The organism is Mesorhizobium sp. IMUNJ 23232, from assembly GCF_044326205.1.
Classification (GTDB): Bacteria; Pseudomonadota; Alphaproteobacteria; order Rhizobiales; family Rhizobiaceae; genus Kumtagia.
In genome coordinates this window covers 21,769-36,480 of the sequence record NZ_JBIRCY010000045.1, presented here as the reverse complement: position 1 = coordinate 36,480, position 14,712 = coordinate 21,769, and the positions used below count along the sequence as shown (strand labels likewise).

The following is a 14,712-nucleotide window of genomic DNA, read 5'->3' as shown; positions in this document are numbered from 1 at the left end:
CAGCTTACAAGGGAACGCCCCAGATTTCCTTGGCATATTGGCGGATCGTGCGATCCGAAGAGAACCAGCCGACGCGTGCGACGTTGTGGATAGCCTTGCGGTGCCAGTCGGGGCTGTTGCGCCAGACGGCGTCGACCTCGCGCTGCATGTCGGCATAGGCATCGAAGTCAGCCGCGACCATGAACCAGTCGGTCTGGAAGATTCCGTCGATCAGTGCGCGGTAGCGGTCCGGCTCCTCCGGGCAGAACACGCCCGACGATATGGCGGCCAGCGCCTGAGACAGTTCCGGCGATTTCTCGATCAGTTCGCGCGGCACGTATCCGTTGGAACGATGGCTCGCCACCTCGTCGGCCTTCAGCCCGAAGATGAAGATGTTGTCGTCGCCGACGCATTCCTTGATCTCGACATTGGCGCCGTCGAGCGTACCGATGGTGAGCGCGCCGTTCAGCGCGAACTTCATGTTGCCGGTGCCGGAAGCTTCCATGCCAGCGGTCGAAATCTGCTCGGAAAGGTCGGCGGCCGGCATCATCACCTCGGCCAGGCTGACATTGTAGTTCGGCATGAACACGACCTTGAGCAGGCCGCGCACCGCCGGATCGCGGTTGATGACGCGCGCCACGTCGTTGGCGAGTTTTATAATCAGCTTGGCGTTGTGGTAGCTGGGTGCGGCCTTGCCGCCGAAGAATTTTACGCGCGGCATCCATTCGCGCTCGGGATGCGAACGGATCTGGTCGTAGAGCGCCACGGCCTCGATGATGTTCAAAAGCTGGCGCTTGTATTCATGGATGCGCTTGATCTGGATGTCGAACAGCGCCGACGGGTCGACGCGAATGCCAAGCCGCTCGGCGGTGACGGCCGCCAGCCTCTCCTTGTTCGCCCGCTTCACCGCCGCGAATTTTTCGCGGAAAGCGGCGTCGTCGGCAAAATTGTCCAGTTCCTTCAGCAGGTCGACATCGTCGAGGAATTTTTCGCCGATCGCCTCGCGGATCAGAGACGTCAGGCCCGGATTGCTCTGGAACAGCCAGCGCCGCGGCGTGATGCCGTTGGTCTTGTTGTTGATACGGTCGGGGTAGAGCTTGTGAAGGTCGGCGAACACCGTCTCCTTCATCAGTTCGGTGTGCAGGGCCGACACGCCGTTGATCGAATGCGAGCCGACGAAGGCCAGATTGCCCATGCGCACGCGGCGGTCGCCGTCCTCCTGGATCAACGACACGCGCCGCACCTGCTCTTCGCTGAACCGGCCGATGGCGCGCGCCTCCAGCAGCACCTCGGCATTGATCGCGTAGATGATCTGCATGTGCCGCGGCAGAAGCCGCTCGAACAGCCGCACCGGCCAGCTTTCCAGCGCCTCGGGCAGCAGCGTGTGGTTGGTGTATCCGAAGGTGCCCTTGGTGATTGTCCAGGCCTTGTCGAAATCGATGCCGTGGACATCCATCAGCAGCCGCATCAATTCCGCCACCGCCACCGACGGATGGGTATCGTTGAGATGGACGGCGGCCTTGTCGGGCAAGGACATGAGATCGCCATAGGCGCTGATGTGACGCTGGACGATGTCCTGCAAGGAGGCGGCGGAGAAGAAATACTCCTGCCGCAGCCGCAGTTCCTGGCCGGCCTGATGCGAATCCGCCGGATAAAGCACGCGCGACAGGGCGTCCGCCTTGTTGCTCTCGGCGAGCGCGCCGATGTGGTCACCGGCGTTGAACGCTGCGAGCAAAATCGGATCGACCGGGAAGCCGGACCAGAGCCGAAGCGTGTTGACGCGGTTGCCCCGCCAGCCGACGACCGGGGTGTCGTAGGCGACAGCCAGCACACGCTCCTGCGGCTTCCAGACATGGCGCTCCAGCCGGCCCGTCTTGTCGGTGATCGATTCCACCGTACCGCCGAAACCGATCTCGAATGAGCGCTCGCGCCGCTCGAATTCCCAGGGATTGCCGTGGTCGAGCCACGTCTCCGGCAGTTCGACCTGCCAGCCGTCGTGGATCTCCTGGCGGAACATGCCGTTGACATAACGGATGCCGTAGCCATGCGCCGGCACGTCGACCGTCGCCATGCTTTCCATGAAGCACGCCGCGAGACGTCCAAGGCCGCCATTGCCGAGCGCGGCGTCGGGCTCCAGCGTCGCGATGAGATCGATGTTGACCCCAAGCGTCGAGAGCGCGGCGCGCATATCGTCCATCAGGCCAATATTGGAGAAGGCGTCGCGCATCAGCCGGCCGATGAGGAACTCGAGCGAGAGATAGTAGACCCGCTTCTTGCCGTGCTCGTAGGTTTCCTTGGTGGATTCGATCCATTGATCGATGATGCGGTCGCGCACCGTCTTGATGGCCGCCGTCAGCCAGTCCGACGGCGTTGCGACCGAGGGGTCCTTGCCCACGCGATAGCGCAGGACATTCAGAATGTCCGCGGCCAATGATTTCGGATCGGATTTCAGGTTCGGGAGTTCGGCCGCCATAGCTTTCAACATCATACCCCACGGGTTGGCGCCCGCTCGTCGCCGAGCGCCAGTTGATCGGCTACCTCCCGCAACCATGCTAACCGAAGCCACAAGAACTTCAATCGATTAGAGCAAGGACGTTCGGCTTTTTTGTCGCGGCGCAAGTCGCGGCTAGGCTGCAAGCGCTTCCTCGGGTGGCTTCTTCGCACCCGTCATCAAGGCGACGGCGTCCGACATCGAGATCATTTTGGGATCGACCACGCAGAGCCTTTTGCCAAGCCGGTGAATGTGAATGCGGTCGGCCACCTCGAAGACATGCGGCATGTTGTGCGAGATCAGTACGATCGGCAGGCCCCGCCGTTTCACGTCGAGGATGAGTTCCAGCACGCGCCGGCTTTCCTTCACACCCAGCGCGGCCGTCGGCTCATCCATGATCACGACCTTCGACCCGAATGCCGCGGCGCGCGCCACCGCGACGCCCTGGCGCTGCCCGCCCGACAGCGTCTCGACGGCCTGACCGATGTTCTGGATGGTCATCAGCCCGAGTTCCGTCAGCTTGTCGCGCGCGCGCTTCTCCATGGCCGGCCGGTCGAGCATCCGCAGCCACCGTCCCATGATCCCCGGTTTGCGGATTTCGCGGCCGAGGAACATGTTGTCGGCGATCGACAGCGCCGGCGACAAAGCGAGGTTCTGGTACACCGTCTCGATGCCCGCCTCGCGCGCCTCCATCGGCGACTTGAAGCTCACCACATTGCCGTCCAGCCTGATCTCGCCCTCGTTGGGCACGACCGCACCGGAAATCGCCTTGATCAGCGACGATTTGCCAGCGCCGTTGTCGCCAATGACGGCGAGGATTTCGCCGGGGTAGAGATCGAAATCGGCATTATCGAGCGCGGTGACGCGACCATATCGCTTGACGAGGCCGCGGGCGGTGAGGAGTGGCTGGACGCTCATGCCGAAACCTTTCTGATCCACTGGTCGATGGCGACGGCGCCGATGATCAGCACGCCGGTCAGGAAAACCTTCCACTGCGGGTCGGCGCCGAGCATGTTCAGGCCCATCGATACGACGCCGACGATCATCGCGCCGAACAGCGTGCCGAGGATCGAGCCGCGCCCGCCAAACAGCGATATGCCGCCGATAACCGTCGCGGTGATCGCCTGAAGATTGTAATCGGTGACCGCCCAGGAGGGAGAGATCGAACCGTTGCGGCCGATCGCAACCCAAGCCGCGAACGCGGCGATCAACCCGGCCAGCGAATAGACCGCCAACAGGACCTTTTTCGTCTCGATGCCGGAAAGTTTTGCCGCTTCGGGATCGTCGCCGACCGCATAGACGTGCCTGCCCCAGGCGGTGTGGTTGAGGACGTACCAGAGGACGAGAACCAGTATCACCATGGCGATGACGCCGAGCGTCAGCACCGCGTTGCCGATTTTGAAACTCGTCGCGAACAGATGCAGTAGCGGCGCCTGCGCAGCCACGTCCGCATCGCGGATCGTCTCGTTGGCGGAGTAGATGAAGTTCGTCGCCATGACGATGTTCCACGTGCCCAGCGTCACGATGAAAGGCGGCAGCTTCACATAGGCCACCAGAAACCCGTTCAGCAGCCCGCAAAGCGCGCCGACCACAAGGCCCACCGGAATTGCGATGATCGCCGGCCAGCCGTAGCCCACGGCGAAATTGCCCATGATGACGGCCGAGATCACCATCACGACGCCGATCGACAGGTCGATGCCGGCCGTCAGGATCACCAATGTCTGCGCCGCGCCGAGAATGCCGACCACGGCGATCTGCTGGAGGATCAAAGTCAGCGTATAGGAGGAGAAGAACCGCCCGCCGATGCTGATACCGAAAACAATGATGGCCAGCACAAGCACGATCAGCGGAACGGCCGCGGGCGTCGAGTGCAGGAAATGCTGCACCCGCTTCACGAACGATGCGCCGTGCTCGTCGAACGCGGCGACCGTCGTGTCGCTGCCCGACAGAACCTTTTCGAATTCCTGAGCCTCGGCCATGTTTCCTCCTGTCGCGTAAAAGCGCAACGTTTCCCTGCCGAAAGCCACCGGTCTTTGCCGGCGTCGTTTCGTTTGTCATTTCGGCGGATGCATCGTCGGTCCAAACCGGCCGGGGATCAAGCCCCCGGCCGTGGGACCGGATTAAAGGCGGCAGCTCATTTTACGGGTTAAAGACCCGTTGAAATGTCCTTGCGGCCGTCGCCCTGCCCTTCGCTATAGCTCCGGGCGTTCGCAGCTCAAAAAGCCCGTTCAGGGGCTTTTTGCTGGCGCTTCGCGCCGTCGCTGCTCACCCCCAGCATTTCGCCGTGCCTTCCTTGGTGTCGATCGAGGTCACGCCGCTCGCCGGCTTGTCGGTGACCAGGTTCACACCGGTGTCGAAGAAGTTCTTGCCTTCGGTCGGCTTGGGCTTGGTGCCGTCCTTGGCGAAGGCGGCGATCGCCTCGATGCCCATCGACGCCATCAGCAAGGGATACTGCTGCGAGGTCGCGCCGATGACGCCTTCCTCGACCGACTTCACGCCGGGGCAGCCACCGTCTACGGAGACGATCAGGACGTTGCCTTCCATGCCGACGGCCTTGAGCGCCTGATAGGCGCCGACGGCGGCGGGTTCGTTGATGGTGTGGATGACGTTGATCGACGGATCCTTTTGCAGGAGGTTTTCCATCGCCTTGCGGCCGCCTTCCTCATTGCCGTTGGTGACGTCGTGGCCGACGATGCGCGCATCGTCCTCGTCGCCGATCTTGTTGACGTCCTTGGTGTCGATGCCGAAGCCCTTCATGAAGCCCTGGTCGCGCAGAACGTCGACGGTCGGCTGGTCGGGCGTCAGGTCGAGGAAGCCGATCTTGGCGTCCTTCGCCTTGTCGCCCAGCGTCGCGGCGGCCCAAGCGCCAATCAGCCGGCCTGCCTCGAAATTATCGGTGGCGAAGGTTGCGTCGGCGGCGTCGAGCGGATCGAGCGGGGTGTCGAGCGCGATGACCAGAATGCCGGCGTCGCGCGCCTTCTTGACGGTCGACACGATGCCCTTGGTGTCGGACGCGGTGATCAGGATGCCCTTGGCGCCGTCGGCGATGCAGCTTTCGATGGCCGCAACCTGGCTTTCCGAATCGCCGTCGACCTTGCCGGCATAGGCTTTCAGGTTGATGCCGAGTTCGGCAGCTTTCGCCGTAGCGCCTTCCTTCATCTTGACGAAGAACGGATTGGTGTCCGTCTTGGTGATCAGGCAGGCGCCAACTTCCTGCGCCGACGCGGGCACGGCCAGAGCCATGAGGCCGACAGCCGCGGCGGCAAAAACGCTGGTCTTCAACAAATTGATCTTGGTCACGATTATCCTCCCAGTGAAAAGACCGGACGCCCTCCTCGGGCGTCGAACGAACGCCGCGACACCTTTTCGATCGCGAGCATCCTCGTTCAGGAAAACAGCATCGGGAGGCATTGTCAATAATTAAATCACTCTTATTTATTATTGACAGCCGTCACACGCCCCGCCATTCTGACCCAAAGATTTTGCATGCCTCGGGAGGAGGAATTTTTGGAGACCGGCGGCTATAAGCTCGGCTCCCAGGAACTCGGCGACAGCCGGTTCCAACTGGGCACCAATCAAAGCGGGATGCGCGCGCACAACGAGCGCCTCGTGTTTTCGCTGCTGCGCCAGCATGGCAGCCTGGCAAAATCCGACATCGCTCGCATGACAAAGCTGTCGGCGCAGACGGTTTCCGTTATCATGCGCGAACTGGAACAGGACGGTCTGCTTCTGCGGGAAGAACCGATCCGTGGCAAGATCGGCCAGCCTTCGATCCCCATGTCGCTCAACCCGGAAGGCGCCTTTTTCCTCGGCCTGAAGATCGGCCGCAGGAGCGCCGAACTGGTGCTCATCGATTTCGTCGGAACGGTGCGCGCCATGCTGCACAGTTCCTACCTCTACCCCGCGCCCGCGGAAACAATGGGCTTCGTGCGCAATGGCATAAGGTCGCTGCGCGCGAAACTCTCGGCCGAGCAGGACCGGCGCATCGCCGGGCTCGGCATCGCCATGCCGTTCGAACTGTGGAACTGGGCCGATACGGTGGGCGCTCCGCGCGGCGCGATGGACCAGTGGCGGAGCCTCGACATCCGCGCCGAACTGCAAGCCGAATTCGGCTTCCCGGTCTATCTGCAGAACGATGCGACATCCGCCTGCGGCGCCGAACTGGTGTTCGGCCGCAGCGGCAATCTGCGCGATTTCGTCTATTTCTACATCGGCGCCTTCGCCGGTGGCGGCGTCGTTCTCAACGGCAAGCTTTATGGCGGGCCGACCGGCAATGCCGGCGCGCTGGGATCGATGCCCGTCCCCGGAATCGACGGACGGCCGGCACAGTTGATCGACGTCGCCTCCATCGCCATCCTCGAAAAAGCGCTTAAAGAACAGGGATTTGATGCAACCTATCTATGGACCTCGCCGCATGACTGGGGCGAGGTTGGTCCCGAGCTCGATCTCTGGATCGAGCGCTCGGGAGCCGCCCTCGCCTACGCCATCGTCTCGGCCTCCGCCGTCATCGATTTCGAAGCGGCGGTGATCGACGGCTGGATGCCGTCTTCCATCCGCGCGCGGCTCGTTGCCTGCGTCGCGGACGCATTGCGCAAGATCGACGTCGAGGGTCTTGCCGTTCCACAGGTGCGCGAGGGGACGGTCGGCATCCATGCGCGCGCCTTGGGCGGCGCCAGCCTGCCGCTGTCCGAGCGTTTCCTTCTGGGCGGCTCGACGCCGTCCAAGGAAGCCTGAGGCCTTGCATTCGTTGATGCGCAACGTGACCGTTGCAGCCGGCCGAAGGCGCCTGTATGGCGTCGCGGCGGGCCTGAAAAATGACATCTCCGCCAAGGGAGCGAACCGACCATGATCGTCTGCTGCGGCGAAGCGCTGATCGACATGCTGCCGCGCCAGAGTAGCGTCGGCGAGCCCAGTTTCGCGCCCTATGTCGGTGGGGCCGTGTTCAACACCGCAGTGGCGCTTGGCCGTCTGGATATCCCGGTCGGCTTTTTCACCGGCATTTCTACCGACTTCTTCGGCGGACTGCTGAAGGAGGGTTTAACCGCCAGCAAGGTCGAACTCGACTACGTGAAATTCTCCGACCGCCCGACCACGCTGGCCTTCGTCCGCCTCGTCGACGGCCATGCGACTTACCTCTTCTACGACGAGAACACCGCCGGTCGCATGCTCTTCGAGGAAGATCTTCCAGCGATTGGTGAAGACATTGAGGCCATGCATTTTTCCTGCATCAGCCTGATCCCTGAACCCTGCGGATCGACCTACGAAGCGCTGATGCGCAGGGAAAAAGACAAGCGCGTGATGATGTTCGACCCGAACATCCGCAAGAACTTCATCAAGGACAAGCCGTCTCACCTTGCCCGCATGAAGCGTATGTTGGCCTATGCCGACATCGTCAAACTGTCGGACGAGGATCTCGACTGGTTCGGCGAAGCCGGCACCATGGAGGAGATCGCCGCGCGCTGGCTGGACCTCGGGCCGAAGCTCATGGTGGTGACCAAGGGCGGCGACGGCCTGCTCGCCTTCTCTAAAAGCCACAAGGTCTCGGTCCCGGCCGAGCGGGTCACGGTGGTCGATACGGTCGGCGCGGGCGACACCGTCAATGCCGGCATTCTGGCATCGCTCCGCGACCAGAGACTGCTCACCAAACAGGCGATTGCCGGACTGACGGAAGAACAGATCAGGTCGGTGCTTTCTTTCAGCGGCAAGGCCGCCGCCATCACCGTATCGCGAGCCGGCGCCAATCCGCCATGGCGGCGGGAGATGAGTTAAACGCCGGGACCGTTTACTTTTTTCACGGAAAGGTGGAGCGGCTTCAAGATTGGCTCCTCCAAAATAGATTGTCCCGGGGCATTGCCCGGAACGGCGGGTCATTCGAAACCCCATTCCTTTTTGTTGACAATCGGGACTATCCAAGGCTGATCGGCGAGGGAATTACATCGTTTCCGGTCGACCTCTCCGTCCGCGGAGCCTTTTTTTGCCCATTCCGTGATCGCATAGTCGGGCGGAAAGGGGCGGTTGGCAGTCAGCGCCATCGATTTTAGCTCACGGTCCCCGCCGGCGATCGTCGCGCGCTTCTGGGCATCGTAGCCTTCCGTGACCCAATTCATCTGCCACTCACGAGCTTTCGCCATGCAGACATGATACCGGGCCAGCATGTAGTGCGCGGCCGCCGCGAGGTTCGAAATCAGGGATGCGCCCGGTTTCTCCCGTCGCTGGCCCACGAGGACTACGCTCCACGCCACGCCGACCCTGCCGCAACAATTCGCGTCGGGTAGACCCGATCGCGCGTAGTCGGTGCCCTTTTCCTTGTTCAGGATTGCAGCGCCCGCGGCGGTCAAGGCCTTATCTATGTACTCCTGAACGCCCTTATCGTCCAGCCGGGTACATCCTAAGTATTCCCGACCATCATTGACCTGCTCTAGCGGGATTCCATAGTCCTTTATCTCAGCATTCAGCACAACGCAGCGCGCGAATGCGATCCGGTTGTAGCTGACTTCGCCGATCTTGCCCTTGTTTGAGCTGCAATAGCCAAAGAATGCAAATTTATCCATCGCCGGCAAGGCTGCGAAGGCCGGAATGATGTCGAACATAGCCATCCGGGTGAGCGCCGCGACCGCTGCACCCCATTCCTCTCTGCGGGCCTGCGATGCCTTGGCGGCCGCTTCAAGGAACTCCTGCCGATCCCTCTCGCCCATCGGCGGCTCCCAGGGAAATGGACTGATGCCGGAACGAACACTTGCGCGTCATTCCTGTTGCGGCGACCGGCCGCACGGGACACAGTTGCGAAAACTATGAGCCTCACCCCACGCGGCGTCAATGGCGCGCGGGTCACGCGAATCAATGCGTCGTCAAATCCCGCCGCCGTCGTCGAACTGGGTGTCGGCTACGTCGCGGCGGTCGAGCCAGCGTTCGATCTCCTCGACCATGTCTTCCGGGGCGCGGCCGAGCGTCCTCAAATGCAGTTCCGGCTTGGCCGGCGCCTCGTAGGGCGAATCGATTCCGGTGAAATTCTTAATCTCGCCTGCGAAGGCCTTTGCATAGAGACCCTTGGGATCGCGGCGCGCGCATTCCTCCAGCGGCGTGTCGATGAAAATCTCGACGAACTCCCCTTCCCCCAACAGGCTACGCGCCATGTCGCGCTCGGCGCGGAAGGGCGAGATGAAGGAGACGATCACCACCAGTCCGGCATCGACCATCAGCCTCGCCACTTCGGCGACGCGGCGAATGTTTTCGACGCGGTCAGCGTCGGTAAAGCCGAGGTCGCGGTTTAGCCCGTGGCGGACATTGTCGCCATCGAGGATGTAGGTGTGGCGGCCGGCGGCATGCAGCTTCTTTTCCAGCAGATTGGCGACGGTCGACTTGCCGGACCCCGAGAGGCCGGTCAGCCAAAGTGCGGCCGGCTTCTGGTTGTTGGCCGCGGCACGCGACTTCTTGGTCACGTCCAGGGACTGCCAGTGGATGTTGCCGGCACGCCGCAGCGGATGCAGGATCATGCCGGCGCCGGCCGTCGCATTGGTCATGCGGTCGATCAGGATGAAGGCGCCGGTGGTGCGGTTCGTGGCAAAGCTGTCGAAGGCAATCGGCGTCTGCAGCGCGATTTTCACCTCGCCGACCTCGTTCATGGCCAACGACTTCGCCGGCTGATGCGCCAAGCTGTTGATGTCGAGGCGGTGCTCGAGTTCGGTGACCGTGCCGCTCGCCTGGTCGGTCGCGGTGCGCACGATGTAGGAGCGGCCGGGCAGCAACGCGTGTTCGTCGAACCAGACCAGCGTCGCCGCGAATTGATCCGCTGCGTCCGGACGCGAAGCCGGCGCGGCCAGCATGTTGCCGCGCGATACCTCGACCTCGTCCTCGAGCAGCAGCGTCACCGCCTGCCCCTCGACGGCGCGCTTCAGATCGCCGCCCGCAGTGACGATGCGGCGAACCCGCGATTTCTGGCCGGACTTGGCCACCACCACCTCATCGCCGGCAGCGATAGAACCCGATGCCACGGTTCCGGCAAAGCCGCGGAAATCGAGGTTGGGGCGGTTCACATATTGCACGGGAAAACGGAACGGCTTTTCGGCGGATGCGCCCTCCACGTCCACCGTCTCAAGATGTTCAAGCAGCGTCGGACCGGAATACCAGGGCGTGTTTTCGGAGCGGGCCGAGACGTTGTCTCCGTAGCGCGCCGAGATCGGCACCGGAGTGACCGTCGTAAAACCCAGCCCGCGCGCGAACACCGAATAGTCCTCGATGATCCGCGTAAAAACCGTCTGGTCGAACCCGACCAGGTCGATCTTGTTGATCGCCAGCACGAGGTGGCGGATGCCAAGCAGCGAGGCGATGATGGAATGCCGGCGGGTCTGCTTCAGCACGCCCTGGCGGGCGTCGATCAGCACGATGGCGAGGTCCGAGGTCGAGGCGCCGGTAGCCATGTTACGGGTGTATTGCTCGTGCCCGGGCGTGTCGGCGACGATGAATTTGCGCTTGGGCGTCGAGAAGAAGCGGTAGGCGACGTCGATGGTGATACCCTGCTCGCGCTCCGCCTCCAGCCCGTCGACCAGCAGCGCGAAATCGACATCCTCGCCGGTGGTACCGTGGCGGCGCGAGTCACGTTCCAACGCCGCAAGCTGGTCTTCAAATATCTGGCGCGTGTCGGACAGCAGCCGGCCGATCAGCGTCGACTTGCCGTCGTCCACGGAACCGCATGTCAGGAAGCGCAGCAGCGATTTCTGGTCCTTGTTCACGGGTTGGACGACCGGCTCGACGGCCATGCCGACCAGCGCCTCTGCAGTCAAGTGGCGCATTTTTCAGAAATACCCTTCACGCTTCTTCTTTTCCATCGATCCGGCTTCGTCGCGGTCGATGGCGCGGCCCTGCCGCTCGGAGGTGGCGGCGGCAAGCGTCTCGTTGACGATGCTGTCCAGGTCGGCGGCATCCGATTCGATGGCGCCCGTGAGCGGATAGCAGCCGAGCGTGCGGAAGCGCACCATGCGGTTCTCGACCTTTTCACCCGGACGAAGCTCCATGCGATCGTCATCCCTGAGGATCAACATGCCGTCGCGCTCGACCACTGGCCGCTCCTTGGCGAAATACAGCGGCACGATCGGGATGTTCTCGCGCTGGATGTACTGCCAGATGTCGGCCTCGGTCCAGTTGGACAGCGGAAAGACGCGGATCGATTCGCCCGCAGCCACGCGCGTGTTGTAGATGTTCCACATTTCTGGCCGCTGGTTCTTCGGGTCCCAGGCATGATGGGCGTTGCGGAAGGAGAAGATGCGCTCCTTGGCGCGGCTCTTCTCCTCGTCGCGGCGCGCCCCGCCGAAGGCTGCGTCAAAGCCGTATTTGTCGAGGGCCTGGCGCAGCGCCACCGTCTTCATGATGTGGGTGTGCGTATTCGAGCCATGCGTGAACGGGCCGATGCCGTCGCGTACGCCATCCTGGTTGATGTGGACAAGCAGGTCGAAGCCGAGCTTTCGCGCCATCTCGTCACGGAAGGCGATCATCTCGCGGAATTTCCAGGTCGTGTCGACGTGCAGGAACGGGAAAGGCGGCTTGGCGGGATAGAACGCTTTCACCGCCAGATGCATGAGCACGGACGAATCCTTGCCCACGGAATAGAGCATCACCGGCTTGGTAAAGGTCGCGGCGACCTCACGAAAGATATGGATCGACTCGGCTTCGAGCCGATCGAGATGGGAGAGCTTTGCCAGCATGACAGTCCAACTGCGAGGCGGAAAGGCGCGCCCCGCATCGCGACCTGTCCTAAAAATCCGGATTTAGCGGAGTCTCGCAGAAAGCGCTACCGTCTCAAGGAGTTCGCTACCAAATTGTCCGCCTCCCGCGGGCGCAACTTTCGCCGGAGCGGCAAGGCTTGGAATATCATTCCGTGATCGCCATGATTGCGGCGACGGGTTGGAAAAATACTTTCATCGGCACGGACAAAGGCCGCGCGACGCCAGCCATGACAGCAACGATGTAGCCGGAGGATAGACAGGCAGCTTTTCGCCGTCCAATCTTTGCAACGTTGCGCGCAACCTCGAGGATGAAACTTTGACGATCGCCATGACGCCTCAACTGTTCAAGCAACTGGCCGTCGCGAACCTAATCGTCCCGTTCGTCGGCGTTGCTGTCGACGTCGTCCGATCGCCAGCCATTCCGGATGTTGAGCCATTTACTATGTCCGACGGCATCCAATCGGCGATTGCTCTCCTGTTTATCGTGGTTTTCGTTGCTACGTCGATCGGCTTTTGCCTTTTTGCGCGATGGTCACGGCCCGTCGCTCTCTGGTTCCTGGCTGCTGCCGTTGCCTGGACCGCTTTAGATGGTCCCTCTCAGTCCGCTGCACTTGCCCAAGCATTCTACGACCTGTCATCGCTGTTGAGTGGGGCCACCCTCGCAGCCGCCTACTGGTCTCCGGTCAGCAGGCTGTTCGAGCCGGGAAAGGCCGAGGATGATTTACGGGAGGTGTTCCGATGACAACTGCGTGCCCACCGGATTCTTGCGATGTCGACACAAAGTGGGAAAGCAATAGTCTGTCGAGCGGGGCCAGTTTGTAGGTACTCACCTCTCTGTTGGCTGGCTCAGCCCTTGTCCGATGCAGCGTATCTAGTCCTCGAGAAAATCTGTTCTAGGTAAGCGGCAAGACCCGGTGATCGCCACAAAGGTCCGCGCCAGCCGATGTAGCCGTCCGGACGGACAAGGATCGCGCGGGCTTCCTGGCCATAGGCTTCCTCAAAGTCGCCGTCCCGATCGAGAAGGACCGTCAGGAAGGGCGTCTCGGCCCGAGGTGTTCGGCTAATCGCGGCTATCCGAAAGAGTGGGGTCCATTCCCGCTGCATCTCTCGCGCAAAGGCGACGGCATCGTCCATCTCATCCGCCGCAACGGAATCGGCCAATTGGATCAGCAGGACGTGTTCGGGGCCTCGCAGGACTTCAAAGAGCCGCAGCGGGAAGCCGAGGCCGCTTTGGCTCAAACCCTGCACATCGGGCGCGCGGTCACCGGCGGCGGGACCGGCCATCTCGAAGGATTTCTCGTCTCCAACATATGGCGTGCCGCGATACGAGACCAGGATCTGCGTATCGGCGAGAGGATCCGGCTTTTTGCCGCGCTCGCGCCCGTAGTTCTCGCTCGCCGCCTGGGTGCGCTTCACGACGTCCGCGCCGACAGGGCGGCGCTCCGCCTCGTAACTGTCGAGAAGTCCCGCCTGGCCGACGCCCCGGACGACCAGGGCCAGTTTCCAGGCGAGATTGTAGGCATCCTGAATGCCAGTGTTCATCCCCTGCCCTCCGGTCGGCGGATGGATGTGGGCGGCATCGCCCGCGATGAAGACACGGCCATTGCGATAATGCGAGGCGAGCCGCATGCTGATGCGGAAGATCGAAGACCAGCGCAGGTCCGACAGGCGCGGCTTGCCAGGAAGGAGGTCGTCCGCGATGGCCTGCAGGTCTGCCAGCGACGGACCTTTCATTTCGGCCTGAATGCCGTGCTCTGTGCCACCTGAAGGAACGAGGGCCGGCGGCGCCAGCATCGAGACCCGATACCGTCCCGGTTCGGGAAGCGGTATTGCAATGAACATATCGGGCGGGCCACCTTCGACCGGTCGCACCGACCTGAACGCCATGCCGTAGGGGAGATCCCATTCGATATGCACGTCGCCCAGCATGAAGGGCCACGGATAGGCTTCGCCCTCGAAGCCGATGCCGAGGGTTTTTCGCACCGTGCTGTGGGCGCCGTCGCAGCCCACGGCGTAGCTGAACCGCGTGCTCTCCATTGACCCGTCGCCCCGTCGGATCGTGACGGCGACGCCTTGGTCATCCTGATCGAGCCCGGCGAGTTCGGCGCCGCGCTCGATCTCCACGCCAAGAGTCTGAAGATGTTCCGTGAGCACCCGCTCAGTCTCGTATTGCGGCAAGCCCAGTTGGGCGAACGGCAGCCCCAGCGGCGGCGCCATCGCGTCCTGGGCAGACTGATCGGCTATGACCGAACGCAGGCCGGAAATCCACAGCCCCCGCTCGATCATGGTTCGCGCCACACCCATGTCTTCCCAGACTTCGAGCGTGCGCGGGGTAACGCCGATGGCACGGCAATAAGGAAGCGCATCGGGCGCGCGATCGATCAGGCGGCAGCGCACGCCGTGCCGGGCGAGCTCGGCGGCCATGGTGAGACCAACGGGACCGGCGCCGACCACCAGAACGGCGTTTCGCGTGATGTTTTCGGTCAATCTCGCGGTCTCCCACAGTTCGCATCGCGCGTCGAC

11 protein-coding genes are annotated in these 14,712 nt (G+C 62.6%); 3 read left to right on the top strand and 8 right to left on the bottom strand.

Going from position 1 to position 14,712, the window contains the following annotated elements; translation table 11 throughout:
* Positions 1-4: 4 nt before the first annotated feature.
* From ACH196_RS27035 to ACH196_RS27020, 4 genes are all read right to left on the bottom strand, one after another.
* Positions 5-2,464, bottom strand: coding sequence for a glycogen/starch/alpha-glucan phosphorylase (locus ACH196_RS27035; RefSeq protein ID WP_396649955.1), 2,460 nt, complete (start codon positions 2,462-2,464; stop codon positions 5-7).
* A 141-nt stretch (positions 2,465-2,605) separates the two neighbouring features.
* On the bottom strand, positions 2,606-3,388 hold the full coding sequence (locus ACH196_RS27030) for an ATP-binding cassette domain-containing protein (RefSeq protein WP_396649954.1): 783 nt from the start codon (positions 3,386-3,388) through the stop codon (positions 2,606-2,608).
* Positions 3,385-4,449: an ABC transporter permease gene (locus ACH196_RS27025; RefSeq protein ID WP_396649953.1), complete on the bottom strand. Its 1,065-nt coding sequence runs from the start codon at positions 4,447-4,449 to the stop codon at positions 3,385-3,387. The genes ACH196_RS27030 and ACH196_RS27025 overlap by 4 nt, the downstream gene beginning before the upstream one ends.
* 286 nt (positions 4,450-4,735) lie before the next feature.
* Positions 4,736-5,752 (bottom strand): sugar ABC transporter substrate-binding protein, encoded by a 1,017-nt coding sequence (locus ACH196_RS27020; protein ID WP_396649972.1) that lies wholly within the window; start codon positions 5,750-5,752, stop codon positions 4,736-4,738.
* Between the two features lie 225 nt (positions 5,753-5,977).
* Here ACH196_RS27020 and ACH196_RS27015 point away from each other — a divergent pair, with 225 nt between their 5' ends.
* Both ACH196_RS27015 and ACH196_RS27010 read left to right on the top strand, forming a co-directional pair.
* A complete protein-coding gene (locus ACH196_RS27015; RefSeq protein ID WP_396649952.1) occupies positions 5,978-7,204 on the top strand; it encodes an ROK family protein in 1,227 nt (408 codons plus the stop codon).
* Between the two features lie 111 nt (positions 7,205-7,315).
* On the top strand, positions 7,316-8,239 hold the full coding sequence (locus ACH196_RS27010) for a carbohydrate kinase (protein ID WP_396649951.1): 924 nt from the start codon (positions 7,316-7,318) through the stop codon (positions 8,237-8,239).
* A 98-nt stretch (positions 8,240-8,337) separates the two neighbouring features.
* On the opposite strand, the gene ACH196_RS27005 is transcribed toward ACH196_RS27010, so the two are convergent.
* From ACH196_RS27005 to cysD, 3 genes are all read right to left on the bottom strand, one after another.
* The gene (locus tag ACH196_RS27005) at positions 8,338-9,165 is read right to left on the bottom strand and encodes a hypothetical protein (protein WP_396649950.1); all 828 of its coding nucleotides are present in this window, start codon (positions 9,163-9,165) and stop codon (positions 8,338-8,340) included.
* A 153-nt stretch (positions 9,166-9,318) separates the two neighbouring features.
* Positions 9,319-11,259 carry a sulfate adenylyltransferase subunit CysN gene (gene cysN / locus ACH196_RS27000; RefSeq protein WP_396649949.1) on the bottom strand — a complete coding sequence of 647 codons (1,941 nt, stop codon included), beginning with the start codon at positions 11,257-11,259 and terminating at the stop codon, positions 9,319-9,321.
* A 3-nt stretch (positions 11,260-11,262) separates the two neighbouring features.
* A complete protein-coding gene (gene cysD, locus ACH196_RS26995; protein ID WP_396649948.1) occupies positions 11,263-12,168 on the bottom strand; it encodes a sulfate adenylyltransferase subunit CysD in 906 nt (301 codons plus the stop codon).
* Between the two features lie 337 nt (positions 12,169-12,505).
* On the opposite strand from cysD, the gene ACH196_RS26990 reads away from it, so the two are divergent.
* Positions 12,506-12,931: a hypothetical protein gene (locus ACH196_RS26990; RefSeq protein WP_396649947.1), complete on the top strand. Its 426-nt coding sequence runs from the start codon at positions 12,506-12,508 to the stop codon at positions 12,929-12,931.
* A 104-nt stretch (positions 12,932-13,035) separates the two neighbouring features.
* Here the strand turns inward: ACH196_RS26990 and ACH196_RS26985 are convergent, their stop codons facing one another.
* Positions 13,036-14,676: an FAD-dependent monooxygenase gene (locus tag ACH196_RS26985; RefSeq protein WP_396649946.1), complete on the bottom strand. Its 1,641-nt coding sequence runs from the start codon at positions 14,674-14,676 to the stop codon at positions 13,036-13,038.
* Between the last annotated feature and the right edge of the window lie 36 nt (positions 14,677-14,712).

Coding starts and splice junctions, on each gene's coding strand:
- ACH196_RS27035 (WP_396649955.1), bottom strand. CDS start 2,464: ATGTTGAAAGCTATGGCGGCCGAACTCCCGAACCTGAAATCCGATCCG.
- ACH196_RS27030 (WP_396649954.1), bottom strand. CDS start 3,388: ATGAGCGTCCAGCCACTCCTCACCGCCCGCGGCCTCGTCAAGCGATAT.
- ACH196_RS27025 (WP_396649953.1), bottom strand. CDS start 4,449: ATGGCCGAGGCTCAGGAATTCGAAAAGGTTCTGTCGGGCAGCGACACG.
- ACH196_RS27010 (WP_396649951.1), top strand. CDS start 7,316: ATGATCGTCTGCTGCGGCGAAGCGCTGATCGACATGCTGCCGCGCCAG.
- ACH196_RS27005 (WP_396649950.1), bottom strand. CDS start 9,165: ATGGGCGAGAGGGATCGGCAGGAGTTCCTTGAAGCGGCCGCCAAGGCA.
- cysN (WP_396649949.1), bottom strand. CDS start 11,259: ATGCGCCACTTGACTGCAGAGGCGCTGGTCGGCATGGCCGTCGAGCCG.
- cysD (WP_396649948.1), bottom strand. CDS start 12,168: ATGCTGGCAAAGCTCTCCCATCTCGATCGGCTCGAAGCCGAGTCGATC.